This is a genomic window from Cobetia sp. 1AS1 (assembly GCF_029846435.1).
Taxonomy (GTDB): domain Bacteria; phylum Pseudomonadota; class Gammaproteobacteria; order Pseudomonadales; family Halomonadaceae; genus Cobetia; species Cobetia amphilecti.
In genome coordinates this window covers 60,851-87,301 of the sequence record NZ_JARWKU010000011.1, presented here as the reverse complement: position 1 = coordinate 87,301, position 26,451 = coordinate 60,851, and the positions used below count along the sequence as shown (strand labels likewise).

25 protein-coding genes are annotated in these 26,451 nt (G+C 63.2%); 17 read left to right on the top strand and 8 right to left on the bottom strand.

Annotated features, from left to right (window positions below; genetic code table 11):
• Positions 1-71: 71 nt before the first annotated feature.
• The 8 genes from QD280_RS15640 to QD280_RS15605 form a co-directional block, all read right to left on the bottom strand.
• Positions 72-800, bottom strand: coding sequence for a hypothetical protein (locus tag QD280_RS15640; protein WP_279839947.1), 729 nt, complete (start codon positions 798-800; stop codon positions 72-74).
• A 125-nt stretch (positions 801-925) separates the two neighbouring features.
• Positions 926-1,117: a hypothetical protein gene (locus QD280_RS15635; RefSeq protein WP_279839946.1), complete on the bottom strand. Its 192-nt coding sequence runs from the start codon at positions 1,115-1,117 to the stop codon at positions 926-928.
• A 67-nt stretch (positions 1,118-1,184) separates the two neighbouring features.
• Positions 1,185-1,355 carry a hypothetical protein gene (locus QD280_RS15630; protein WP_279839944.1) on the bottom strand — a complete coding sequence of 57 codons (171 nt, stop codon included), beginning with the start codon at positions 1,353-1,355 and terminating at the stop codon, positions 1,185-1,187.
• Between the two features lie 11 nt (positions 1,356-1,366).
• Entirely contained in the window at positions 1,367-1,579 is a 213-nt protein-coding gene (locus QD280_RS15625) for a hypothetical protein (protein ID WP_279839943.1), read from the bottom strand.
• A 100-nt stretch (positions 1,580-1,679) separates the two neighbouring features.
• Positions 1,680-1,976: a hypothetical protein gene (locus QD280_RS15620; protein WP_279839942.1), complete on the bottom strand. Its 297-nt coding sequence runs from the start codon at positions 1,974-1,976 to the stop codon at positions 1,680-1,682.
• A 102-nt stretch (positions 1,977-2,078) separates the two neighbouring features.
• On the bottom strand, positions 2,079-2,372 hold the full coding sequence (locus QD280_RS15615) for a hypothetical protein (RefSeq protein WP_279839941.1): 294 nt from the start codon (positions 2,370-2,372) through the stop codon (positions 2,079-2,081).
• A 10-nt stretch (positions 2,373-2,382) separates the two neighbouring features.
• Positions 2,383-2,697 (bottom strand): hypothetical protein, encoded by a 315-nt coding sequence (locus QD280_RS15610; RefSeq protein ID WP_279839940.1) that lies wholly within the window; start codon positions 2,695-2,697, stop codon positions 2,383-2,385.
• A 1,205-nt stretch (positions 2,698-3,902) separates the two neighbouring features.
• Complete coding sequence (locus tag QD280_RS15605) at positions 3,903-4,751, bottom strand: restriction endonuclease (RefSeq protein ID WP_279839939.1); 849 nt, start codon at positions 4,749-4,751, stop codon at positions 3,903-3,905.
• A 98-nt stretch (positions 4,752-4,849) separates the two neighbouring features.
• Here QD280_RS15605 and QD280_RS15600 point away from each other — a divergent pair, with 98 nt between their 5' ends.
• From QD280_RS15600 to QD280_RS15520, 17 genes are all read left to right on the top strand, one after another.
• Complete coding sequence (locus QD280_RS15600; protein ID WP_279839938.1) at positions 4,850-5,314, top strand: hypothetical protein; 465 nt, start codon at positions 4,850-4,852, stop codon at positions 5,312-5,314.
• Positions 5,315-5,391: 77 nt separating this feature from the next.
• Positions 5,392-5,874, top strand: coding sequence for a hypothetical protein (locus QD280_RS15595; protein ID WP_279839937.1), 483 nt, complete (start codon positions 5,392-5,394; stop codon positions 5,872-5,874).
• A 35-nt stretch (positions 5,875-5,909) separates the two neighbouring features.
• A complete protein-coding gene (terL, locus tag QD280_RS15590; protein WP_279839936.1) occupies positions 5,910-7,718 on the top strand; it encodes a phage terminase large subunit in 1,809 nt (602 codons plus the stop codon).
• Positions 7,719-7,789: 71 nt separating this feature from the next.
• Positions 7,790-9,928 carry a hypothetical protein gene (locus tag QD280_RS15585; RefSeq protein WP_279839935.1) on the top strand — a complete coding sequence of 713 codons (2,139 nt, stop codon included), beginning with the start codon at positions 7,790-7,792 and terminating at the stop codon, positions 9,926-9,928.
• Entirely contained in the window at positions 9,909-10,970 is a 1,062-nt protein-coding gene (locus QD280_RS15580; RefSeq protein ID WP_279839934.1) for a hypothetical protein, read from the top strand. The genes QD280_RS15585 and QD280_RS15580 overlap by 20 nt, the downstream gene beginning before the upstream one ends.
• Complete coding sequence (locus QD280_RS15575) at positions 10,970-11,245, top strand: Gp49 family protein (protein ID WP_279839933.1); 276 nt, start codon at positions 10,970-10,972, stop codon at positions 11,243-11,245. Before QD280_RS15580 ends, QD280_RS15575 begins: the two co-directional genes overlap by 1 nt.
• The gene (locus tag QD280_RS15570; protein WP_279839932.1) at positions 11,242-11,646 is read left to right on the top strand and encodes a hypothetical protein; all 405 of its coding nucleotides are present in this window, start codon (positions 11,242-11,244) and stop codon (positions 11,644-11,646) included. Before QD280_RS15575 ends, QD280_RS15570 begins: the two co-directional genes overlap by 4 nt.
• 156 nt (positions 11,647-11,802) lie before the next feature.
• Entirely contained in the window at positions 11,803-12,930 is a 1,128-nt protein-coding gene (locus QD280_RS15565) for a N4-gp56 family major capsid protein (RefSeq protein WP_279839931.1), read from the top strand.
• Positions 12,931-12,991: 61 nt separating this feature from the next.
• A complete protein-coding gene (locus QD280_RS15560; RefSeq protein ID WP_279839930.1) occupies positions 12,992-13,411 on the top strand; it encodes a hypothetical protein in 420 nt (139 codons plus the stop codon).
• A 3-nt stretch (positions 13,412-13,414) separates the two neighbouring features.
• A complete protein-coding gene (locus QD280_RS15555) occupies positions 13,415-14,062 on the top strand; it encodes a DUF6682 family protein (protein WP_271302947.1) in 648 nt (215 codons plus the stop codon).
• Positions 14,062-14,679, top strand: a complete 618-nt coding sequence (locus tag QD280_RS15550; RefSeq protein WP_279839929.1) for a hypothetical protein — start codon at positions 14,062-14,064, stop codon at positions 14,677-14,679. The genes QD280_RS15555 and QD280_RS15550 overlap by 1 nt, the downstream gene beginning before the upstream one ends.
• Positions 14,679-15,113 carry a hypothetical protein gene (locus QD280_RS15545; protein WP_141392752.1) on the top strand — a complete coding sequence of 145 codons (435 nt, stop codon included), beginning with the start codon at positions 14,679-14,681 and terminating at the stop codon, positions 15,111-15,113. The genes QD280_RS15550 and QD280_RS15545 overlap by 1 nt, the downstream gene beginning before the upstream one ends.
• A complete protein-coding gene (locus tag QD280_RS15540; protein ID WP_279839928.1) occupies positions 15,106-15,744 on the top strand; it encodes a hypothetical protein in 639 nt (212 codons plus the stop codon). Before QD280_RS15545 ends, QD280_RS15540 begins: the two co-directional genes overlap by 8 nt.
• A 9-nt stretch (positions 15,745-15,753) precedes the next feature.
• Positions 15,754-16,284 (top strand): hypothetical protein, encoded by a 531-nt coding sequence (locus QD280_RS15535; RefSeq protein ID WP_279839927.1) that lies wholly within the window; start codon positions 15,754-15,756, stop codon positions 16,282-16,284.
• A 10-nt stretch (positions 16,285-16,294) separates the two neighbouring features.
• Complete coding sequence (locus QD280_RS15530) at positions 16,295-18,853, top strand: transglycosylase SLT domain-containing protein (protein WP_279839926.1); 2,559 nt, start codon at positions 16,295-16,297, stop codon at positions 18,851-18,853.
• 33 nt (positions 18,854-18,886) lie between these two features.
• Complete coding sequence (locus QD280_RS15525) at positions 18,887-25,966, top strand: hypothetical protein (protein WP_279839925.1); 7,080 nt, start codon at positions 18,887-18,889, stop codon at positions 25,964-25,966.
• Between the two features lie 56 nt (positions 25,967-26,022).
• Entirely contained in the window at positions 26,023-26,445 is a 423-nt protein-coding gene (locus tag QD280_RS15520) for a hypothetical protein (RefSeq protein WP_141392407.1), read from the top strand.
• Positions 26,446-26,451 lie beyond the last annotated feature (6 nt).

Below are 26,451 nucleotides of genomic sequence, written 5' to 3'. Positions count from 1 at the left end.
GCGCCTAGCAGCACGACGTACTCGACAGCCACGGCAAAGGCCCCCCGCCAATGGCGAGGGGCCGAGGGCCGTTACAGGCTGGCGATGACGCTGGCGCGACGGCGGCGCGTCTGCTGAGTCAGCGACTCGCTGCCAGCGGCGTTGAAGCCACGGTTCTGCGCATCCTGATCACGCGCCAGCTTGCCCAGCCATGCCGCGTGTGCGCGCTGATACTCGTGGTTGAGGGCCGACGGCGCTTTCGTCAGCTTCTCGTAGCGCCCCTGCTCGGTGCGGCGGGTGCTGAAGGCGATCTCGTCACCGCAGATCGCGCGGAAGACGTCTGCCAGCTCGCTGACCATCTCCAGGGCGGCGACCTCGTCGTCACGCAGGGAGTTGAGCAGCTCGAACTGCTTCTCGGACAGACGACGCGGCTCGACGCCTGAGGTGTCGGGCTCGGGGCGGATGTCGAGATCGACCGGCGACTTCACGAAACCGGCCTCGTCCAGCTCCAGCGGCTCGCCGCAGGCGTGCATGGCATCGTCGCCGAACTCGATGCGGTCAGCGAAGTGGGCCGCGCGGGCCGACTCGCTGATGAGCGTCTGAATCAGGCGCTCGAGCACGTTCTGGCGCGGGTACTGACCCAGCTGGGAGAAGAACGCATCGAGAGTGTCGGTGGTGGCAGCGGCGGTGGTCTGGGTGGTCATGGCAGTGTCCTCGGAAGTGGCAGAAGTGGCGGCGGCGACAGGGGCATCCTCCCAAGGGGCGGTGTCCTCCAGGTCCAGCAGCTGGTCACGCAGATCGTTCTGGTTGTATCGGCTCATGGGTAAGGCTCCGGTTGGGTGTCATGTGGAGTCACATCGACATGTGACACGGACCTCACGCACTGGCCCTGACGAAGTCAGGGCCTCGACTGCCACGACAAAGGGCCCCCGCAGGGGCCCTCCGTTCACTTCAGCAGGAACGCTGTCCGCTGCCGGATGTACTCTGTCCGACCCACGCGGGCGAAGTCGGGACGGTCGCGGCTGTCGTCCCAGTCCTCCAGCGCCTGTTCTTCCGCCTGCAACAGCAGCTCCAGCGGGTCCTGCGGCTCCGGCAGGCTGTGCAGGTAATCCGATCCATGATCGATGGCGTGTGGCATGTCGTGTCCTCCTCAGATGGGTTCACGACTGCCACGCAATGGCCACGCCGAAGGCGGGGCCTGGGGTTCAGAAGTCGATTTCCTCGTCCGAACCGCTGGCATAGACGTGGATGTAGTCCATCCAGCCCTGATCAAAGCCTCGGGCGAAATGGATTGCGGCGTCCTTCGTGTCGAACTCGCGCTCGTTCTCACCACAATCAGGAGCGCTGTACTCGACCAGATATTTTGACTCAGACATGGTGTCTCCTTTCACGCTGACAGCGGGGGGTAATAGAACGGGCGCGCGCCGGCCGTGTCCGGGATGGCCACGTTGCGACCGGCCTGATCAAAGATGTCAGGCGTTGCATGGCCGTTCTCGATCAGGCCCAGGGCGAAGTTGATGGCCGCTTGCCGGGTGATGAAGCGCTGCTCATGCAGTGTGCCCGTGAGGCCAGCAAACAGGACAGTGTGGGTGATGATCATGGTCGTGATCCTCTGGATGGGTTCACGACCGACACGCAATGGCCTCGCCGAAGGCGGGGCATAGAAAAAGGCCCCTGCCAGAGGGCAAGGGCCTGGGGGACTAGATCAGGATATCGAGCAGGTTGTGCAGGTGCTCGACGTCAGGGCAATGGTGCTGGCGCTGCTTGCGCGTGTAGTCGCCGAAGTTCTCGTAGACCACGAAGGTTTCGCCCACGTCCTCCTTCTTGATCCGGCGCACCGAGACAGTCTGCTTCTCGCCATGGATCAGGTAGTAGGGCCAGTTGTGGGTACTGGCATACGGGCCCTGAGCGGCATAGGGCAGCAGGGCGGTGTCGAGGCGAGACTGACATTGGCGTTGGCCAATATTCGCAGTGCTTATATCAAACATGGCGGTCATCGGGGGGGCTCCGTCGTTTTTATGGTGCTGCGTTATGTGAATCAACGCTAATGCAGTAACCAACGGGACCTCAAGGGAAGTCCCGTTAGACGATGGTAGAGATTACTGGCGCCAAGCCGGTGGGTAATAGCGCCAACGCAGTTGCATGCCGTCGCGTTCCAGCCGCTCGTAGCCGACCAGCTTCTTGGCGATCAGCAGCATGATCGACAGCAGGCAGCCGGCGAATACGGCAGCAGCCATGCCGGTGATGGTGCCGGAGAACATGCCGACCAGCATCGTGGTCGAGATGAAGTCCACGGCCGCGTCATAGCCCAGCACGCGGCGGATGTTGAGCTTGATCATCAGCACGAACAGGGCTGAGGCAGCGGCGATCGAGATCATCAGGAAAGGTCCCATGGGCATGTCCTCAGAATTGGGCCAGGGCGCGGCGCTGGGCGGCGTTCGCACTGGGGGTGATGTCACGGGCCTGCTCGAAGCGGCGCTCGTCCTCGGCCATCTGGCGGGCCTTCTGGTCGGCACGCTTGCGGAAGAAGGTCAGGGTGACGCGGGTGAGGTTGGCGAACAGGTAGGCATTGCCGACGGACGCCAGGGTGATGACCAGCAGCGTCAGGGGATGGGCCACGGTCAGGCCGGCAGCGATCAGGCCAGCGAGGGCGATCAGGCGCAGGGCGAAGGCCAGCAGGCTGCGGCCGGTGAGGATGTCGAGGATCAGGTTGATCATGGTCAAGGCTCCGGTTGAGTCACGACATGTGACATGGGCCTCACGCACTGGCCCTGACGGAGTCAGGGCCTTACCGATTGACGTTCGATGATGGGCCTGTGTCCCGGTTGGCGAACGTCCGGGACAAAAGTGGGGCAATTGGCGGGAGGCCAGCAATGACGGGGGCTGTGGAGCAATGTGGTTGCGTGGTGTCCCGGTTGCGGGTTCAATGTCGCTGAACAGGGCCAGGGCCAACGAACCGCTCTACGACGGGCTTTCCAACGACTTCTGTCCCAGTTGTCCCAGTTCTATTTAAACTATTTAAGTAAATGAAAGGGGTATATGAGTAGGACTGTATAGAGAGTAGTAATGCTATGTGTAGAAAAGGAAATAGGGGCCAATCCGGGTTTTTCGGGACAGACTTTTGCAAGGCATTGAAATCCTTGCTGAAAACAGGTGTCCCGGACCTTGGCCGGTTTTTTGTAACCGGGACAAACCGGGACAAACACTGTTTTTTAACCTGTTTCTCGCATTCCGACGGAAACGCAACCAGTTTTCCTTGATCGTTTCCCATGATCCCATTGAAAAAATCAATTTGCTTAGACCTTCGTCGAGTGTCGCAGGAAGGGGACGGAATTACGACTAAGGGTGTAATCTATTAGCAAACGCTGAAACGTTGACCAATCTGCGTCGCATTCAGGGCCGTCACGGAAGTTCCCGAATAATATTCGAGCGCCTGCGGGAAGATTGGCACCGGGCCACGGTCCTGGAATCGTGATCTTGGTGGCAATTAGCACCGCTGCCAGGGCCTTGGACCGCTGACCGTGCTGACGTGGCCGATGACCGCTGTCCCGGAACTGGGACAGGCTGTAGCTCCCGTGATATGGGGGCTGTGGCAGATGTCCCGGAACTGGGCCAAGGGCCGAAGTCGGTGATCGCGGGTCACGCCGCCCCGGATTCAAACGCCTGTTTGTTGCCCGGTGTTGGCCTAATCCCGGTGCGCGAATCGGGAACGCTTTTCAGGGGAGTGAGGGCCGCGGCCGTAGGCCGCTGACCTCGCTCCCGGGTCCGCTGTCCTCGGTCCTCGGTCCTCGGAGGGGGGTGGGGGGCCTCGAAAGTAGGTTCATCGGCACGGGGCCGGGGTGGGGGGGCCGCTGAGACGGAAAAGGGGGAAGGGTCCCCCGTTGACGGGCAACGGGGGGGCCCATGGACCCGGAAGCGCTATTTTATTGTGGCGGACGGGTAACAATTTTCTTTTTACCCGAAGCTAAATACTCTATGACTCCCAAAACGTAATCTTCAAAATCAATTGTATTGCCAAAAATGAGCGGTGGTTTCACTTCATACTCGATCGTTAGTTTCTTTATTTTGTGTTTGTAAGCGGGTGTTTCAAGAAATGCGTCATTGAACTTCTTTTCTTTTAAATATATGCCTGGAGCTTCGCCTCGAGAAAAAATCTTTCCGTTAACAATATCTTGATACGAATATTTATTGCCTTCGCTTATTTCGTTTATATAGACTTCATCGCTGCGCCATCTGTCATCAAATTCTGTATGTTCATTGATTTTGTTTTCATTCTCTAACCATTTTCTGTCTATCCCAGGCGCGAAGTTAATGATTCTGATTGGATGGTACACTTGTGCTCTTATTGTTGCTTTGGTTATTATTCTTTCTCCACTAGCGTTAATCCAATCTTTCTCTTCATGTGGTCTTATAATTAAGAGGTCAATTTTATTTGCGTCGGCGCTTTTTCGGGCTCCACTTTGAAAACCTCCTTTTGTCGCAATTAGGCCCTTGATATCTTTAAAATTCTGTAGCTTTCCAACTAAAGCATCAACTTTATCGACGCCGACCTTACTTTTATAGTCTTTGCATTCGATGATTGTCTTGTAAGTAACGCCGGCTAATTCATACTCCCAGTAGATATCGAATTGCCTGATATTTCCATTTGTATCTGGTATTTTTTTATCTTGCTCTACTGTTATGTTCTTATGGGACAATATTTCTTCAGAGTTTAAAAGAGCTTGGATCAAATTTTGAACAAAAAGCTCATACTCTCTTCCTGTTGTGCTCATAGTATATATCCCTATATTTTTATCACGAACGTATCATATACGATCATGCACGTTCACACCTAGACTCGCCAGAGGCTCAATGTACTAGGACCCATGCCATGGAACGACTGATCCTCGCCGCCGCCACGGCCCTGTGCCTCGCCCCCACGGCCCATGCTCAGAAGCCCGTTACCTCGGAAATGGCGAACAACTATTACGCCGAATACAAGCAGTGCCTGAGCTTCACCGATCTGATGTTGCGCCCCGACATGTCCCCCTACGCCGTGCAATATGACTACGCGGAAATGACACGCCAGCTGATGGAGCGATCAGATTACTTTCGCCCAATGCTGACGACCGAAGATGCCGAGGCATGGTCCCAGATCAATTACCAGGACATGTCAGGGGAGAAACGCCGCCAGGCAGAGCTGGACAAGTTGCTGGACGCCTCCCGGTACGGTGAAGACACCTTGGAGCGTGCCAATCGCGGGCATCCAGGGTCATACCGCGCGATGCGCGAGGTTGTCAGGCGGCGGGCCGATGAATGCCACTACCTGGCCACAGGGTTGAACCTCCCCGAGTAAAAAATCTGCCTGCTTCACAAGCGTTAATCTTTTGGCCCATACTATAAGTATTGCTTATTACCGTAGGGCCACCCTCCATGGACATTGATCAGATTCGCCATACGGCAGGCGTCCTCGGCCTGGCGTCCCTTGACCCCCAGGAAGCGACCTTCGTGCAGCACCTCCTGCGTGGGGTCCCCCTCATGCCGGCGGCCAAGGCCAGCGGCATCAAACCCGCGAAAATCCCCGAAGTGCAGGCACGTCCCCACGTCGCCGGCACCTTGTCCTACCTGCGCGACCTCTACATGGCGTCTCACGTCGAGGTGAACCGCGACATGCTCAACATGATGCTGATGGAGTCCCACGCCAAGGCGGCCACGGCCACCGAGGAAATCATGGCCATCCGCGAGCTGGGCAAGATGAACGGCTGCTACGAGCCCGAGAAGCGCGAAGTCAGCATCAACGCCGGGGTCACCTACGAGAAGGTCTGCGAGATGGACACCGACGAGCTGGTGCGTCTGGCCGGCTCCGATGACCTGGAGCCCGACGCCGAGGACGCCGAGTTCGAGGAGGTCCAATGAATTGCACCGGCTGCGCGATGGACCTGCCCACGTACATGATGGACGCGAAGGGCCGCTGTCCGAGCTGCAAGACGACCTACGACCTGATCAAACGCAGCATCGAACGGGGGGAGCCTGCCAATGGCCCGGAACAGCTTGTCGATGAAGCCTGGAAGGAAGTCACTGCCGAACGGGAAGCGAAACGGCCGGCGGAAGCGGCAGCCACGGCAGAAGCCATTGGCCGTCTCCGCGAGCACCATGAGGTGGAATCGGCCCGAAAGGAGCGAGTGAAGGCCGCTGCCCCCGCCCTGGAAGCCCGGTATGAGGAAGTGGTCGAGGAAACCCGCGCCAAGGAGGAGGAAGCCAGCGAAGCCCGCCTGCTGGCCCGCCAGGAGCTGGCCCGCCGAGCCCTGGCCCGCAAGCACCTGTTGCCCTATGTCCGCTACCAGAATCCGGCGTACCAGGCCGGATGGGTCCATAAGGATATCTGCCGCCGGCTGGAGCGGTTTTCACGTCAGGTGGCCGAGCAGAAGTCCCCACGCCTGATGCTGTTCATGCCACCGCGTCACGGGAAGTCGTTGCTGGCCTCACAGAACTTCCCTGCCTGGCACCTGGGCAACTACCCCAAGCACGACATCATCACCGCGTCCTACTCCGCGTCGCTGGCCACGGACTTCTCCAAGAAGATTCGCGCCCAGCTCCAGGACAAGCGCTACGGGCAGATTTTCCCCAAGCAGGGGCTCGATGCCGAGAACCGCAACGCCGAAGGCTGGATGACCCGTGGCGGGGGCATGTTCGTGCCGGCCGGTGTCGGCGGCCCCATCACGGGCCGGGGTGCCCACATCCTGACCATCGATGACCCGGTGAAGAACCGCGAGGAGGCCGAGTCGGCCACCACCCGGACCTCGATCAAGGACTGGTACACCTCGACCGCCTACACCCGCCTGGCGCCCGGTGGCGGCATCCTGATCATCCTGACCCGCTGGCACGATGACGACCTCGCCGGCTGGTTGCTGGAGCAGGAGGCCAACGGGCAGGGCGACAGCTGGGAGGTCATCCGCTATCCGGCCATTGCCACCGAGGATGAAGCCTTCCGCAAGGAGGGGGAGCCCCTGCACCCTGACCGTTACCCGATCGAGGCCCTGACGCGCATCAAGAATGCCGTGGGTGTCCGTGACTGGCAGGCGCTCTACCAGCAGGACCCGGTGGCCGAGGACGGCGACTACTTCAAGCTGCCCGATTTCCGCTACTACACGCCCACCGAGCGGCCCGACCTCGACGACCTCACGGTCTACGCGGCCTGGGACTTCGCCATCGGCACCAAGGAACACAACGACTACACCGTCGGCATCGTGGTGGGCATCGACCGGGCGCTCAACGTGTGGGTGCTGGACATGTACCGGGGGCACTGGGGCTCGCTTGAGATCGTCGATCAGATGTTCGCCTGCTATGACCGCTGGCGACCGGCCATCATGGGCGCGGAGCGTGGGCAGATCGAACTGGCCCTGGGGCCGCTGATCAACGAGCAGAAGCGGCAGCGCCGCAAGATGGGCATGCGCATCGAGCCCCTGAAGCCGGGCAAGCGCGACAAGCAGGTGCGTGCCAGTCCGGTGCGCGGCCTGATCGAGATGCACCGGGTCTTCTTCCCGCGCTCCGCGCCCTGGCTCGATGACCTGGTGACCGAGCTGTTGCGCTTCCCCAACGGCAAGCACGATGACCAGGTGGATGCGCTGGCGTGGATCGGGCAGATGATCGAGCAGTTCAACCCGCGCCCGGTGATCACGCCCAAACCGAAGAAGTCCTGGCGCGACAAGCTCGAACAGTATGTGGTCAGTGGCACCAAGGGCAGTGCCATGTCGTCTTGATACGGTAATAAGCACTGCTTATACTCAACCAAGCCTATCCCGCATCACTACTGAGCCGACGCCTTATGTCCATGGACGATTCCCAGATTACCCGCACGCAATGGCACCGTTACGTCCGCGCCCGAGATGCGGGGCATAAGGAGTACGTCGAGGAGGCGCGGAAATTCGACGCCTTCTACTACGGCGAGCAGTGGTCCGAGGCCGATCGCCGCGTGCTCGAGGAGGCCGGACGCCCGGCGCTGACCATCAATCACATCCTGCCGGCGGTCAACACGGTGCTGGGCGAGCAGGCGGCCAACCGGGCCGATATCCGCTTCAAGCCGCGCCGCAAGGCCGACGCCGACCGCGCGATGATGCTCCAGAAGCTGGTGCAGTACATCCTCGATGACCAGAAATACGACTGGAAGGAGTCCGAGGTCTTTGCCGACGGCCTGATCAACGATCGCGGCTACTTCGACGTGCGCATCGACTTCGAACACAACGCCTTCGGGGAAGTGAAGCTCGATGTCGAGGACCCGGCCGATATCATCCCGGACCCCGACGCCAAGTCCTACGATCCCGAGGACTGGAAGGAGTTCTTCAAGACCCGCTGGACCTCGATCGACGACATCGAGGTCGAGTACGGGAAGGAGAAGGCCGACGCCATCCGCGCACACGCCGAGCTGGCCGACCACGACGACACCCTCGATTGCTATCGCTTCCAGACCACGTTCGGGGATACCCGCAGCGTGGCAGGGCAGCACGGCAATGAGGACCGCACCATCCGGTCGGTGCGTATCGTCGAACGCCAGTGGCGTAGACCGCACAAGGCGAAGGTATTCGTCGGCGCGCGCGGGGATATCCGCCCGGTGCCCGATGCGTGGACGGATGACCGCGCGGCCGCGTTCGCCCGCGACAATCAGTTGCAGATCATCGACAAGACGATCATGAAGATTCGTTGGACGGTGACAGCGGGCAATCAGGTGCTGCACGACGACTGGTCCCCGTATACGCGGTTCACCATCGTGCCGTTCTTCCCGTATTACCGTCGCGGCCGGCCATTCGGCATGGTGCGCAACCTGATCAGTCCCCAGGAGCAGCACAACAAGCTGTCCTCCCAGGAGCTGCATATCGTCAACACCACGGCCAACTCGGGCTGGATGATCGAGGAGGGGTCACTGGCCGACGGCATGTCGGTCAACGATCTGGAGCGTGAGGGCGCGAAAACCGGCCTGGTGCTGCGCTACAACCCCGGCACTACCGCGCCGAGCAAGATTCAGCCCAACCAGATTCCCACCGGCATCGACCGCCTGTCGATGAAGTCCCAGGCATCCATCCGCGACATCTCGGGCATCCACGATGCCATGCAGGGCAACGCCAGCGCCGAGATGTCCGGTCGCGCGTTGCAGTCGCAGATTTCCCGGGGCCAGGTCCAGGTACAGAAGCCCCTCGACAACCTCGCTCGCACCCGCCACATGATCGCCCAGGTGATCCTCTCGCTGGTGCAGGAGTATTACACCGAGGAACGGGTCCTGTTCATCTCCAATGATCTGGACCCGAATGCCGAGGACGAGGAGCTGGTGATCAACCAGAAGACCGCCGAGGGCATCCACAACGATATCACCCTGGGGGAGTACGGCATCGTCGTCACCCAGCAGCCGGCCACCGATACCTTCCGCGACAGCCAGTTCAACGAGGCCATGCAGCTGGCCTCTGCCGGCGTGCCGATTCCGCCGCACATCCTGGTCGAATACAGCCACCTGGCCAAGCGCACCGAGATCGCCGACATGCTCAAGCGTCAGCAGGGCATGGCCGAGCCGACCGAGCAGGAAATGCAGATGGCGCAGTTCCAGCAGCAGGCGCAAATCCAGGACATCAAGCTCGAGCTTGGCAAGAAGCAGGCCGCGCTCCAGAAGCTCCTGGCCGAAACCGGCCACATCGAGGCGAAGACCGCGTCCGAGGCCGATCCTGCCGCCATCCAGAACCAGATTCGCATCATGGAGCTGCAAGCCGACGTGCAGAAGCACCTGCAGCAGCTCGAGGCCCGTATCCAGCTGTCCGAGCAGTCCCACAAGGCCCAGCAGAAGCGCCAGGAGCAGACCAGCCTGACGCAGATGCGCGGTCAGAACCTCCAGCAGGAAACCCAGATTTCCACCGCCTGGATCAACGCCAACCGCAAGGATGGCGAACAACGCCCCGCGAGGAACGACGATGTCCAGACCGACGAGTAATACCCAGGAACCGGATTACAACCTCGATGCCATGTTCGCCGGGGGTGACCCCCTCGACGATGACGATTTCGGTGACGCCCCGCTCGATCGCGGTGATGACGCCGAGCCGGCGCCGGCCCCGGAGCCCGCGCCGGCCCCTGAACCTGCCCCGGAACCTGCGCCCAAGCCGGAGCGCCAGCAGCAAGCCGAGCCGGAGCCCCAGCAGCAAGCCGAGCCGGAGCCCCAGCAGCAGGCCCAGCCGGAGCCCCAGGTAGACGATAACGGCCTGCGCGTGCCGAAGTACCGCCTGGATCAGGAAGTGGCCAAGCGCCACCGCCTGGAGTCCGAGAAGACCGAGCTTGAACGCCGCCTGCAGGAAATCCAGCGCCAGCAGCAGCCGCAGCCCGATCAACCGCCGCAGCAGCAGGCACAGCAGGAACAGGAGCCGCAGCAGCAGCAGGGCCCGGATTTCGAGGCCCTGGATGCTCAGTACCACGAAGCGATCCTCGATGGCGACGCGGAGAAGGCCCGCCAGCTGCGCGCCGAGATTCGCCAGGCCGAGCGCGATCAGTGGCTCAACGAGGCCCGCGAGTCCTCCCGCCAGGAAGCGCAGCAGACCACTCAGAAGCAGCGCGTCCACCAGGAGCTTCAGGCCGAGGCCGAGAAGGTGATCCAGGACTACCCGGTCATGGACCAGACCAAGGAAGGCCACGACCTGGATGTCCTGCGCGAGACGACCGCACTGCGCGACTTCTACATGCAGCAGGGCTATGAGCCCCGACACGCACTGCGCGAAGCCGCCGATACCGTGGCGCTGCGCTACGGCATCCAGAAGGCCGGCCAGCCAGCCCCGGCACCGGCACAGGAACCGGCAGCCCAGGCTCAGGCCGAGCCCCAGCCGACCAGTGACCTGGAGCGCAAGAGCGAGATGGCCAACCGCCAGCCACCGAAAACGCCCGGTACCCGCAACGATGGGCAGTCGGACGTCAACACACTGCCGGAATCCGAGTTCGACAAGCTGTCGGACGAGGACCTGGCCCGTGCCCGTGGGGACTACCTGTAATGGACAAGCAAACGAAGGTCACCGTCGAGCGCATCGATGCGCTGCGCGATCAGCTTGAACCGCATTACTTCGTGCTCAACACCACCACCTACTGCGTGCTGATGCTGCCCAATGGCTTCACCGTGGCGGAAGGCATGAGTGCCTGCGTGGACCCGGCCAATTTCAACGCCGAGCTGGGTGAGGTCTACGCGCTTCAGAACGCCATGACCAAGGCCGTCAACGAGCTGTGGCGCATGGAAGGCTACCGCCTGATGATGGAATTGACCCCGGTATGATGGCCGCGCTCCCGGATGACCTCAAACGCTTCTCGGTCCTGGGCCACCCCCCTGGGGAGGCCCGGATCGAGTTCATCGAGATCGACAAGGACGACGCTCGCCATTTCTCCTACCTGGGGCCCTACGGCATCCTCCGGTTCCTCAAACTCACCTTGCTCCCGCGCATGGCAGCGGAAGACCAGGCCGAGTTTGCGATCGAGGCGCTGACCAGCGAAGGCTGGGTCGAGGTCCTTCCTGGATGTGGCGCGCCCCCCGACACAATTAGCCTGCGGCTACACCCGGCAGGTATCGCGCATTTCGTCGAGATGGCCGAGATGATGGGCGCACAGCCCATGGCAGAAGTCCTCAAGTCGGATTACCTGGATAAATTGGTTTGCCCATTAGATAAGCACTGCTTATAATCACAGCATCAACCGCGAGATCGTCCCTCGCGTGGCCCACCCGCCGCAAACGGATGTGTTTCGTACAGACCACGACACGGTCTGGGAACCGGCTTAACGACAGCCGTCCGGCTTCCCTACCAAGGCTGTCGATCAGCTTCCAAAGGAGGTGCCCCAATGGCACTGACGAACTTTGCCGCGCTGACCGACGAGCAGAAGACAGTCTGGTCACGCGATCTGTGGCGGGTAGCCCGCAATAACTCCTTCCTGATGCGCTTTGCAGGCAAGGGTGCCAACTCGATGATCACTCGCATCACCGAGCTGACCAAGTCCGAGAAGGGCACCCGCGCGGTCTTCCAGCTGCTCGCCGACCTTGAAGGCGACGGTGTGACCGGGGACAACATGCTCGAAGGCAATGAAGAAGCAATGCGTGCCTTCGATCAGGTCATCGGCCTGGATCAACTGCGTCACGCCAACCGCCTGGCCGGCCGTCTCGCCGACCAGAAGACGGTCATCAACTTCCGCGAGAACTCCCGCGACGTCCTGGCCTACTGGCTCGGCGATCGTATGGACCAGCTCGGCTTCCAGACGCTGGCAGGCTGGGACTACGCGCTGCGCCCGAACGGTGCTGCCCGTCCGGTCAAGTCCACCGGCCAGAACCTGGCTGACCTGGAATTCGCGGATCACGTCACCGCGCCGACTCAGGGCCGCCACCTGCGCGTCTCCAACGGCGGTGCTGACATCACCGAGGACGGTGATACCAGCGCGATCGCAGCCGGCGACCGCCTGTCCTATGCCTCTCTCGTGCTGGCGCAGGCGTATGCCCGCGACAACATGATTCGCGGCATCAAGACCGGCAACAACGACGAGATTTTCCACGTCTTTGTCAGCCCGACCACCATGGCGCAGCTCAAGCTCGACCCGGACTTCATCGCCAACGTCCGCCATGCGGGTGTGCGCGGTGACAAGAACACCCTGTTCGCGGGCGCCAACAGCGTGATGGTCGATGGCATGGTCATCCACCAGTTCCGCCACTCGCCGAACACCAAGGGCATGGCGGCTTCCTCCAAGTGGGGTTCCGCCGGCAACGTCGATGGCAACCGCGTCCTGATCTGCGGTGCCCAGGCCATGGGGATGGCGGATATCGGCGCACCGTACTGGGTGGAAGAAGGTTTCGACTACGAGAACCAGCACGGTATCTCGATCGGCAAGATGTTCGGCCTGAAGAAGCCGGTCTTCCACTCCGACGTGACTGGCCGCAAGGAAGACTTCGGCACCCTGGTGCTGGACGTCGCCAACTCGTAAACGGTTTACCACGGGGCATTGGGGGTCTTTCGGGGCCCCCCTTTTTCAACGAGGACATCCCATGCCTACGAATCTCGTATCCGATATCGACCGGCACGTCTCCACGAAGCAGGGCCATTCGCTCAACTTCAAGGCCGAGGAACCGCGACCCGTCCCTGACGTCGCGGTTCAAGCGTGTTTGACCGCTGGCTGCCGCGAAGCGGGTCAGGCGAAGCCGGCGACACCCGAGGCCGATGCCAAGACCGACACCAAGGCCGATGCCAAGACCGACACCAAGGCCGATGCCAAGAAGGGCGGCAAGGGCCCGACGGTCGGTGAAATCGCCGCTGCCATGCGCAAGATCATCGATGAAGACAACGCCGACAAGTTGACCTCCGACGGCGCTGTCCGCGTGGATGCCATCGAAGCAGAGCTTGGTCAGGACATCCCGGCGCATCTGCGCGATGCCGCTGCCAAGCAGATCGAAAAAGGCGAGGTGTAAGCCATGCCCATCACCGCCCGCGATGTCATCACCCGCGTCCGTGACACCACCCTGGATAACACCGAGGGCGGTGTCCGGTGGCTGGATGACGAGCTGATCCGCTATATCAACGATGCCTCTCAGGCCATCGTCCAGCTCAAGCCCAGCGCCCACCCGGTCAACACCACGATGCTGATGTCCCCCGGGACGCTCCAGCAGGCCCCGCAGGGGGCGATCGTGGTGATCGACGTGGTGCGCAACGTCAACGGGTCCTCGATCCGACGCATCGACCGTGATGTCCTCGACATCGGCCACCCGGACTGGCACCTCATGAACCAGCAGCCGAGTGTCCGCCACTACATGCTCGAGGCACATGATCCGACGCGCTTCTACGTGTACCCGCCTTCCGACGGCAGCGGTTCGATCAACCTGATCTATTCGGCCGAGCCGCCGATGGTCAACAGCCTCGATTCCACACTGCCGCTGGCTGCCACCTACCTGAATGCCTACACGGATTACGTGCTGTACCGCGCCTATTCCAAGGACGCGGAATTCGCCGCCAACCGTGAGCAGGCAGGCTGGTACTACCAGGCATTCACCCAGGGCCTGGGCGTGCGTATGCAGACCGAGCGTAATGCCCAAGGGGAAGACCCGACACCTGGAGCACCGTAATGGACATCGCAGCCCTCACACCGGATACCGCCATCCATGTGGTGGGCTGCCCTGAGCCGACCATCTGGGTCGAACTGCGCAGGGCCGCACGCCAATTCTGTCAGGACACAGGCATCTGGAAGGTTCCCTTCCAGGTGTTTGCCGTTCCGGGGTTAGACCGTTACCCCATCGAGCCGGAAGGGTCGGCCACGGTGTCCTCCCTGGAGTGGATCGGCCTGGACGGCAAACGGCTCGAGGGCCGGGACAGCGAGGTCATGATGCGCAATCAGGACCCGAATGCCGAGCGCGGTCGCCCGACGCATTACTACTGGGGCCGAGCTGACGACATGGTCCTGGCTCCGGTGCCCGATTCTCAGTACCGACTCGAGGGCGTCATGACGCTGATCCCTCGCCGGTCGGCCATGGATATCCCGGACTGGCTGGGCGAGCGGTGGGGCGAGGCCCTGGTGGCGTTGGCCGCTGCCTGGCTGCTCACAATCCCTGGCCAGCGCTGGACCGATGCCAACTTCGCCCGCGCCCAGATGGCCCGCTACCAGCAGTATGTGGCCCAGGCCAAGCGCCAGGCCGAAGGGCTGGATCAGCCTGCCACCCGCGTCGTGCGCTACGGGGGCTACTGATGCTGAATACCGTGACCTCAGTTCGTGAGCTTCGCACCCTGTACCCGTTCCTTGAGGAGGGGGTCGAGGCCATCCGGGCCAAAAGCCCCCAGGTGACTGAGATCGCGGCGGATGTCTATGCCGCGATCGCCTCGAACATGGCCGACATGGTGGTCCTCACCGACGGCGATCGCCCGTGGGGCTGGTCGGTCTACCACATCGAGACGGAAGCCACCGGGGACCGCGTGCTGCGGTCGTGGATGTCCTACATCCGGGTCGGGGCTCCCGCCGCCATGCTGCGCGACCTGTTGGACGGCATGGATGCGATTGCGGTCAATGCCCGCGCGGATCGGATCAGTTTCACCACGACGCGCCCGGCCTGGGGCCGCAAGCTGGCCCCGGACGGTTACAAGGTCATGTCATTGGTATTCGAAAAGGAGGTGGACCATGGGTAAAGGCAGCTCGCCCAAGAAGCCGGAAGCCACGGCGGAAGAAAAGGAACTCGCTAAGCAGGGTGTCGAGAAGTGGAACCGCTACGCGACCATGTATGCGCCATTGGAAGACGATATGCTGGCCAACGTGGACCGTTCCACGACCAACCTGCGGCAGGGGCGGGGTAACGCCGACCTCATGCGCGAGGCGTCGAATGATTTCCAGCAGTCGTTCGGCAACGCCAACGTGGCCACCAGCCTGTCCAACCTCAACGCCATCAACTCGGCGCTCAAGGCGGCTGGCGCTTCCAACGCCTCACAGGCCGTGCTGGGGGATCGGCAGCAGCGGGACGGCAATACGCTCGCCGCGATCAACACGGGGCTGGGGATCGCGGGCCAGCAGCAGCAGAGTCTCACCCAGCTGGGCCAGCAGAACAACGCCGCGATGCTCGACACCTACCGGCGCGAGTCCGAAGCGGATATCGCCAAGAGCAATGCCCAGTTCGGTGCCCTCAACTCGCTGGCCACCATGGGCATGGGGAAATACCAGGAGTACACGAACAACAAGGCGCTCCGGCAGAGTCTGTTTGAGACGACCAACCCCAACGGCTTCACTGACCAGCTCGCAATTCCGGGCGGGTACAACCGCCAGTAAGGAGGCGCCATGAGCACTGTCCCGACAATCTCGCAGAGCCGGAGCCCCAACGACAACGCGGCCAAGGTCCTCAAGGCCCAGTGGGAGCGCTACCGCAACGCCTACACCCCGGTCGAGAATCAGCTGGCCGGGTCGATCGGCGAGGACATGACGCGACCGGCCATGGCCCAGACGCAGGCGGCCAACGAGCGCAGCAACGCGGCCAATGCTCGCATGAAATCCCGCTACGGCCTGGCCGATATCAGCGGTGCTCCGGTGGCGGCCAACCAACAGCGCGCCAGTGCCCTGGCGACATCCGATGCCTACAACACGGCCAATCTGGCGCAGATCGATCGCAACCAGAACATCCGCACCTCGCTGACGGATGTCGGACAACAGCTGGTCGGTCAGGCGACCGGCGGGCTGGTCAATTCCGCCGGCATGGCGTCGTCACGCAACCAGGCATACGAGGCGCAGAAAGCCAGCGCCGATCAGGCGCAGGATGCACAGCAGACGCAGATGCTCGCCACGGCTGCCATGGCCGCCATGATGTTTATGTGAGGAACGAAACATGGATTTGACCGCGATCGAGGCATTGGTGCGTGGTGGCCTGAAGGGCTACAACCTGGGCCAGCAGAACCAGATCGACCCGTACAAGGAAGCCCAGCTCGACATCGCCTCCCGGCAGTGGCAGGAGGGCGCACCCAAGCGCCAGGCGGACCTCGAGTACATGCAGAACGCAGCGGAAACGCAGCGGATGCAGCTCGACGAGAAGAAGCGCCAGCTGGCTACCGAACAATTCTACCGCTTCGATCAGCTCCAGACCGAGGCGGGTGGCGTCCTGCCCGCGCTCAAGACCGAGCCCGGTCGCCGGATGTTCCTGGATGCCTACAACAACAACCCCGTGCGCGAACGCATGGGGCTCCAACAGGTCGATGACCTGGACTACGTGGACGAGTCCAATTTCGCCGAATTCGGCATGGATGAACCTACCTTCCGCCAGCTCCAACAGGAGCACGGCAGCACCGGCATGCTGATCCCGCTGGCCCGCGATGCGGATGGCAACCTTACCCCGCTGCCGGATGCGGATGGTGATGGGGTGGAGGTCTATGGCGCCGAGTGGGCCCGCGACAACCTGCGCACGTTGTTCGACAGCTCCGGTAGCCTCGCCACTCAGTTCCAGAATCTGCAGGGCCCGACGCCGGGCATGGGCGCGTCTACCACGGTCACCCGCAACGGTGGCGCCAACCCGCTGGCCGTACCTCCACAGGCTGGTCGTCAGCCGCAGGGGCAGCCGCAGGGCCAACCGTCCATCGGACGCCTCGGGATTCCTGCCGAGCCGGAAGCGCCCGCGAAACCCGTGCCGCCGATCTGGGAACGCTGGGGCAGTGATGAGTCCGAGGAGGAATCCACGGGCGGATTCCGTCGCAATGGCCTCGATATCGAGTACACCGGGGATGACAACGTCATTCAGAATGCCTACAACGCGGTCACCGATACTGTGGGCAAGGCGCGAGACAAGCTGGCGTCCTTCGCCGAGAAGGGGGTCGAGCAGATCGTCGGCACCGAGAACCTGAATGCCGGCAACGAACGCCTGGCCAACCTTGGCGCCGAGATCGATCGCACCTGGAACCGCATGATCGGGGCTGAAAGCAACGGCGAGCAGTTCGATAGTCAGGGCAAACCGCTGCGCTCCCCGAAGGGGGCGACAGGCATCGCCCAGGTGATGCCGGCCACCGCCAAGGAAGTCGCCGAGAAGAACGGCATTCCCTGGGACCGCGAGCGTTACGAAAACGACGCGGACTACAACATGCGGCTGGGGCGCGCCTACTACGACGAGCAGGTCGAAACGTATGGCGACCCGATCATGGCGGCAGCGGCCTATAACGCCGGCCCCGGGATGGTGAACGACTGGGTCAATGGCACCAACCACACCGGCCGCAACAGCTCCAAGCTCAAGCTCGGGGACCCGCGCAGCGCCGACGTCGATGTCACGGAGTGGATCAACAAGATTCCGTACAAGGAAACCCGCAACTACGTGGCCAAGACCACGGATGCCGGGCTTCGGGCCACGGCCAAAGGCGACCCGATTGCCCGCCGCGTGGTGGACGGCAAGGGCATCGGCCCCGGACAGGCCAAGCGTGTCATCTCCCGCACCGCCACGATGGATGCCCTGGCAGATTCCTCGTCGGACCAGGAAATGACCGCTGCGATGAGCGGGATGGTGAACTCCCTGACCCCGAATGGTGCCTCGGCGACCTACTCGGTCAACTCCGGCACAGGGCGCCCAACGCATGCCCAGATCGCTCAGGCGGTACGTCTGCGAGCCGCTGGCTGGCTGGATGATGCGCAGTTCAAGCGTTACGTGGACACCGGGGTCGTTTCGGCCGATGCGGTCCAGCTGATTGGTGCCGCCATGCAGCAGTCCACGGCGCTGGCCTCCAACGATATCGCCCAGCAGCAGCAGACAGCACGCACCTTGATCACCGAGCAGGGCAAGACACTCCGTGAGGGCATCAAGGCCAAGGGCGATGCGCGGGATGATTTCCAGAACGTCGCCGATACCATCGACACCATCACCAATACAGCCACCGACCGTTATCAGGCGATGGGACTGGATGAAGAGACGCTGGAGCGCGTGCTGCCCCGGATGCGTACCGATATCCGCGATGCGTATGACCTGTTCCCGAGTGGCCTGCAGGGCACCGACTGGAACAACCAGGCCGTGGCCAACGGCTACGTGCGTCTGCAACAGCTCAGTCAGCAGTTGCAGACCAACAATGACTGGATTCCTGATTCGCTGGAGCGTGTGTTCAAGGATAACAAGCACCTGGAGAAAGACCCGGCAGCCCTGTTCCTGGCGGCACAGAACCCGGAAATCTTCAAGACGGTCGAAGGCGCTGCGCAATACGCCGATGCTCGGGAGCGCTACAAACAAGCCATGAACGGGCAAAACCTTTATCAGTTCTCAGATGATCCCAAGGCCCGTACCGAGGTGCTGTTGCAGGTGGACAAACGCCTGCGTGCGGAGGGCACCAATTTCAGCGACGAGGTCCGCCGCGACCAGATTCTCGGACAAGAGATTGGCGAACTCAAAGCTGCGCTAGGCCAGGGCGGCGCAGGTCGTTAAGATAAGCACAGCTTATAAATAGAGAGGCGCCCAATGGCCTATGAAAACCTGATCCGCGACGAGCTGGCCCGCCGCAATGCACAACCCCAATACTCGCTCGAGACTCAGCGCCCGGACGCCCAGTTCGGGGGCACTCAGAACGCGCCCTTGTCTTTCGGCCGCAGTTTCTCGGGAGGTGTGCAGGAGTTCAAGGGCGGGATCAAGTTTGCCGGCGCGATGCTCCAGGACATGTTCGGCGAGGCAGACCAGGCGCTGATCGATTCGGCCCTGCGCGACATGCGAGAGGGGCAGGACATCGCGGCAGGGGCTCCGACGTTCCATGACGTGCTGGATTCCGGCACGCCTGGCGTACTGCGCGATTGGGCGGTCACGACATTGGGCCGTCTCGGCCCGGATATCATCGAGGGGATGGCATCCGCCACGATCGGCGCAGCCCTTGGCGCGGCTGCCGCAGGTCCGGTGGGCGCTGCCGGCGGTGCAGCGGAAGGTCTGGCCATGCGCACCACCATGAAGACCATGCTGACCAAGGAGCTGCGCGACTCCCTGGAGCGCGTGGCCAAAGGCCGTGGCACCGGACTCGATCAGAACATCCTCGACAACACGCTGCGCGCCACCATGGCACAGCGCGGCGCGCTGTACGCGGCCACCGCCGGGGGCTACCCGCGTTCGGCCGGCGAAGCCTACCGCGAGTCCCATGAAGCAGGCGATCCATCCCCCTGGGGTGCAGCCGCCATCGGCGGTGGCATGGCAGCCCTCGATGCCGTCGCGGCCAATCAGGCGTTCGAAGTTGTCGGTGGACTGTTCAAGCAGTCTGGTCGCTTGGGGACTGATCTTGCCCGGCAAGCCCCTTCATTGCTGGCGCAGACAGGTCGCAAGGTCGGGAAAGCCACCGTGGCGGAAGGCGGTACCGAGGCGGCGCAGGAGGAGCTGTTGATTCAGTTCCGTGACTACCTGCAACCAGGCTATGCCAGCACCGAGGAAGCCCGTCACCGTCGTATCGAGTCCGCCGCTGCAGGCGCCCTTGCGGGTGCCGCGCGTGGTGCCGCGATCGATGCCCCGATCGGCATGCTCCAGGGCGCTGGCCGCAATGTGGTGGAAGGGCGCTCACCGCTGGATGACGGCACCACACCACCCGCTGATGGCACCCCGGGAGCCCCGACACCGGATGCCGGCCCGTCGCTGCGTGAGCGCGCCGACGCTTTCGCCTCCCGCTTCGACCCGGTGGTGGACGACCGTGGTTATGTGGTCAACACCCGCCGCCCGCAGCCGGAGCCCCAGGCACAGCCGCAGGCAGCCCCGGATGATGCCGGTGTCGTCATGCCGGAAGGCCAGGCCGATGTGGATGCCCAGTTCCGAGCGGCCATGGACCCGAATAACCCCAAGCGGGGCGTCGAGGTCAACAGTGCGTCACCGGCCCCGACCGGACTGGCTGATGCCGCAGACGTGTACTCCGCACGTACACGCAACGGCACCTTCTATACCCGCGATGCCGAGCTGGCCCAGCGGGTCGAGCAAGAGGGTGGCAGCGACGCCATGATGGCCGAGGCCCTGGGCTATGGCCGGTCCAAGCAGGACATCGCCCCTGACCGCGCGATGGCCGCTGCCGTGCGTGACGAGAACAACGCTGTCATCCATTCCGAAGTCATCGACCGCGATGACCAACCGGCCGCTGCCGAGCGCCTGAAGAACTACGGGGGCCGCGTCGAGTTCACGAGCCTCGAGCAGCACCTGGCGGATCGGGAAGCGCGGGCCAATGCCCGCAAGACCACTCAACGACGCTTCGATCTGCGCAACGGACCCGCCCGCCAGCAGGCGCAACCGGCACCGCGTCAGGACTTCACCCCGGAGCCTGCCCGCCAGCAGGCGCAACCGGCACCGCGTCAGGACTTCACCCCGGAGCCCGCCCAGCCGCAGGCCCAGCCGGCTCCAGGGCGCAAGTTCGATCTGCGCAATGGCCCCGCTCGCCAGCAGGCCCAGCCGGCCCCGCGTCAGGACTTCACGCCCGAGCCGACGCAACCGGCTGCGCAACCGGCCCCGCGTCAGGACTTCACCCCAGCGCCAGAACAACCTGCCGCGCAACCGGCCCCGGCTCGCAAGTTCGATCTGCGTAACGGGCCAGCCCGCCAGCAGGCGCAACCGGCACCGCGTCAGGACTTCACCCCGGAGCCCGCCCGCCAGCAGGCGCAACCGGCACCGCGTCAGGACTTCACCCCGGAGCCCGCCCAGCCGCAGGCCCAGCCGGCCCCGCGTCAGGACTTCGACCCGGCGGTTGGTTCCGAGCCCCGCGACATGAAGCTCACCGGCCGCGAGCGTCCCGCCAGCCGCGAGGACTTCGAGGACCCGGACCTGGCACAGGATGCCTCGGACGCCCGACTCGATCAGGCGATCAACGACATCTTCCTCGATCGCCAGGGAGTGGACCGCGATGCGGATGGCCGCGCGCTGGTGTACGACGTCTTCACCCCGGAGCCCCAGGGCACCCGCCCGGTTACCGCGATGGCCGAAGGGGCCATGATCGACGAGGTCAACCCAGGGGCAGGCCGCAGCGCCGGTATCCAGACCCGGCCGCAACAGCTCGACCCGACTGCCCTGACGCGCCGCGACAAGGGCTATGACATGCGTGCCCGCAGTGCGCCAGTCCAGAACCTCGGCTGGCGCCCCGTGACCGAGAACATGGCCACCACCCTGATCACTACGCCGCAAGGGGACCAGCACCTGGTGCCGACCGCGATGGTGAAGCAGGCTCAGGAACTTCAGCAGCGCTTCCCCAACGATGAATTTACGTTCGCCAACAAGCGCGAGAACGGTGCGGAGCACTACGCCCTGGTCCGCCGCCGCGATCCGACCGAGGCCGAGCGGGATTCCGCGTTCCATGCCCAGGATGGCACGGTGCAGGGCACCACCGAACGGGTGATGAATGCCCTCGATCGTGGCCGCTGGACCGGGCGTGAGGAGCCGCGCAACGACAATGCCAAGCGCTACACGTTGCGCATGACCGGCCCGAATGGACAGTCGATCTGGGTCAACCCCAAGGTGCTGGCTGCCGCCGGCATGGACGTGTCCCAGGGGCTCGGTGGCAATACCACCGCACAGCGCTCCCGGACTGGCCTGGCCACCGCGCTGGCCGTGCTGGATGACAGCGGTTACCGCATCGCGGCCTGGGCACCGAACACCGAGGCATCGCCGGCCCTGCAGCAGGCGACCAGCTTCGTGCAGTTCAAGAATATCTATGGCCTGCCATTCTCGGTCATGGGGCCACGTATCGCGGAAATCCGGCTGCGTGATTCGGACGCGATCACTGAGCAGCAGCGCGCGCTGTTGCTGTCGCACCTGTCCGCGATTCCGACGCGCCGCAACAAGGAAGGCAACCTGGCCTGGACTCAGGACACGCTCAAGCGATTCCGTCGCTCCCGCAAGATGCTGCACGACCAGGGCATCACCATGCCGTCCGAGTATGAGCAGAACGAAGCGGGGGACATCCTGTTGGCTCCGGGCCTGGACGGCGCTATCGAGATCGTGACCGATACCGACATCGCCTGGCCGTCGGATCAGGCGCGAGCCCTGTGGGAGGACATGAACGCCGATCAGCGTACCGCCCTGATCCATGAGTACGGTGACGCGGTCAGCCTGGTGCAGCTCGACACCGTGATCGATGGTCCGATCGACCATGTCCCCAACGATGTGATCGCCGCGCTCAACGAGCAGGCCAAGCACGAATGGTTCCTGGCCGAGCAGGAAGGCGGGGTGGATACCCGCGAGCGCAAGATCGAAAGCCGGGGCTCCACCGCGACGCCGCGAGAAACGCGCCGTCTCAAGGAAACCAGCCACGACACCTTCGTGGACGAGAGCCTGCCGACCTGGGTCGCGGATGTGACCCGCCTGGCCCGTCGGGTGACCAACCTGCGCCAGCGCGTACTGGTGGCCACCGACACCACCTCGATGGAAGACCTCAACGAGGCCATGAGCGAGAACGGGCACCTCCACATGGAGCGCACCCCGGCGATCCGGCAGAGCCTCGAGGATACGCTGGCAGGCAAGCGTAGCGCCGCCGGCACGACCATCCATGTCGGGGATACCTCGGTCATCTTCCTGCGCAGCCTGACCGACGCCAACGGCCGTCCCCGCACGGATGCCATGGCGATGGTGATGACGCATGAGCTGGGCCATGTGGCCTACCGCGATCACCTCAACACGCTGATCAAGGACAAGCGCCGCTTCAACACCCTGTACCGCGCCTATGAGAAGGACCGCCGGGAAGGACTGGTGCATCAATACGAGGACCCGAAAACCGGCTTCGAGGAGTGGGTCGCCGATCGTTATTCCAGCTGGATGCACCGCCGCGTGCGCAGCAACCAGGCCATGGTGGCCAAGGCCGGCGCATTCGCCGAGCTTCGCACCAAGCTACGCGGCCTGTTCGACGGCGTGAAGCGCCAGATGACGGCACTGGTGAAGAAGGGCGAGATGGCGTTGCCGACGCGGATGAAGGGCAACAAGTCCGCCGACAGCTTCTTCGACACCCTGGCACAGACTTCCGAGCTGCAGGAGCGGGTCATGCGTCTGGAGCGGGAGACGACGACCGGCCGGAACCGTTTCAATGCAGACGCGCACGCCGAGCTGCGGGAGGCCCGCCGCGAGCTTCATTCCCTCCGCAAGCAGGCATGGGACGGTGCCGGTGTCGAGGCGAGCCGTGAACAGTTCGAGCAGGCCGTCGAGACAGCACAGAAGGCACGCGCTCGCCGTGATGCCCAGCAGGCTGCGCGGGATGCCCAGAAGACGGCGCGCGAGCGCAATGCCCAGGCCCGCGAAGCCATGCTGCGTGCCGACCAGCAGCAGGACTGGCTGGCAGGACTGGTCGATGACGGCCAGCGCCCGCCGCGAACCGACGGCATCCCCCAAGGCGACCTGGACGGCTTGCAGATCGTGCGTCAGATGGCACAACGCGCCCGTGAACGCGGACAGCAGGCCCGCCGCATGCCGGTGGTCCCCAACCAGCCAGGGCTCCCGGTCGCTGATCCGCTGACCGAGAGCGTGGCCGACATCGTGGCGGATAACGCGGGCAGCAGCTGGTTCACCCGCAGCCAGCAGTGGGTCAATGACCGCTCGCCGCGTTTCCTCAAGACCGGGGCCCGTGCCCTGCGTGACATCGTCTACACCGATGACAGCCGCCTGCGCCAGATGGGGCCGCGCGGTGCCCGGATCGCTGGCATGTTCTGGAGTGCCCCAGGCACTCGCCGCGACGCCACCACCGCCGGCTACATGAACCGCCGCGAATCGGAAACCGCCAACTGGTTGCGCAAGTTTGACCAGGCCATCCCGGACAATGAGCGCCGCGCCGAGCAGGTCATGGCCCTGGTGCAGCGTGAGGTTCCCCGCGATCAGCTGCCACAGGACGCCTTGCCGCTGTTCGACTTGATGACCGAGCTGGGCCAGCACCTGGAAACCCATGTGAACGGCTTCAACAGCAAGAGCGTCTACGGGACGCGCGTCTATAACGTCTCCGAGATGATGGCGCGGCCCGAGGAGTTCAAAGCGTTGATCATGAAGGCCGACAGCAGCATCGACACGGCGTCGGCTGACAGCATCTTCATGGCCATCACCCAGCAGGGCGGCCAGGTCGAATTGCAGACAGCGGATCAGGCCGGCGCCGGGCCAGGGCTCAATGCCAAGGCTGCGCGCGTCCTGACCAACGTCAGCAACGCCGACCTTCAGGCGGGCAAGTTCCTGGAGACGCCGAAGTCCTCCTTCGTGATGCACATCCGCTCGGCTATCCACCGTGCCGAGTTCGAGCGTGCCTTCGGGGCGGAGCGCGATGGCAAGGCCGTCGTTGAGGACCTGGAATACCGTCGCTCACAGGGGCAACCGATCGACGAGGATTACCTGGCCAAGCTCAAGCACCGCGTCGAAACCAGCCAGGACCCGGTCATGGTCTACGACCCGGCGGCCAAGGTGAAAAACGAGATCGACCAGCTGGAAGGACAGGACCAGGTACTGGCCCGCGAGATCGTCGAGAACTACATGGGGCGCAGCAACCGCCTGTTCGGCAAGCAGCTGCCGCCCAAGGTCGGCCGTGGACTGTCCGCCGTCGGGGCCTACGTCTACATGACCACCCTCGGTCTGGCGTCCATCTCGCAGGTGACTGATCTGGCGACTACCGCGATGCGCATGCACAGCACGTCGGCATTCAAGGACCTGTACCAGACGCTGACCCAGTTCACCCGCGAGGAACGCGCCGAGCTGGCCCGCCGTGTTGGCACCGTGCAGTCGCAGATGACCATGGATGCGCTGCACAACAGCTACGGTAACGACTTCATGACACCGGAAGTCCGCTGGGCTACGGACGTGTTCTTCAAGATCACGGGCCTCCAGGCCATCACGGATCATAACCGGGCGCTTGCCACCCAGATGGGGCTGGGCTTCATCACCCGTGCCACACGCAAGGCCAATGAAGGGGACGCCACGGCGATCCGCCAGCTGCAGGACCTGGGGCTGACGCCGCAGGACGTCAGCGCGTTCTACAGCGAGGGGCAGAATTTCGACACGCCGGCCGGCGAGAAACTGCGCCAGGGACTGTATGCCTTCGTGGACGAGTCCATTTTGCGTCCGAATGCGGCCATGCGCCCTGGCTGGGCATCCAACCCATGGTTCTCGCTGTTCTGGCAGCTCAAGTCCTTCGCCTGGGGCGGCAAGAAAATCTTCATCGACGGTGTGGCCAGGGAATATACCCAGCGGCGTCGGGAAGGGCAGAGCATCCTGGCTTCGACGGCCAGTGCCCAGGTCGGGATTGCCATGGGGCTCCCGCTGGCCTTCGCCGCCGTCATGCTACGCGACATGGCCAAGGAAGGATTGAACAGTACCTTCGACGATGACGAATACGATTGGCGCGCCTTCGACACCGACTGGGCGTCCGGTGGCGGTATCACCGAGCTGGTCGATCGGGCAGGGCTTCTCGGGCCCTTGTCCCTGGCCGTGGGCGCTTACAGCGGCATGGATTACGGGCGCCCCGTCGGCGTCTCGCTTGCAGGGCCGGCGGCCGAACGGGCCTACAGCCTTGTCCAGGGGGAGTATGGCCGAGTCGGGCGGGATTCCATCCCGTTGCTTGGCCTGGTCCTATAACACCGGCTACAATATAAGCACTGCTTATCGCAGCCAACTTTTACGAGGAATGACTAATGGCAGCTTTTTCCGACTACCTGGAATCCGGCATCTTGAATGCCACTCTGCGCGGGCAATCGCTGTCCACGCCGTCTTCCATCTATATCGCCCTGTTCACCTCCGACCCGACCGATGAAGCGAGCGGCAACGAGCTGACCGATTCCGCGTACCTGCGTCAGGATGCGGCCAAGGGCGAGACGATCAGCAACGGCTGGACCGCACCGACCGTGTCGGGCGACGGCATGATGTCCTCCAACGCCAAGGTCATCCAGTTCCCGCCGATCGCCGATGGCTCCGTCACCATCAGCCACTACGGCATCTTCGACGCCCAGACCGGCGGTAACCTGCTGTACCACGGTGCTTTCACTGTCTCCAAGACCCTCGAGGTCAATGACGTGCTGTCCGTCGATATCGGCGGCGTGCAAATCATTCTCCGCTAAGGGGTA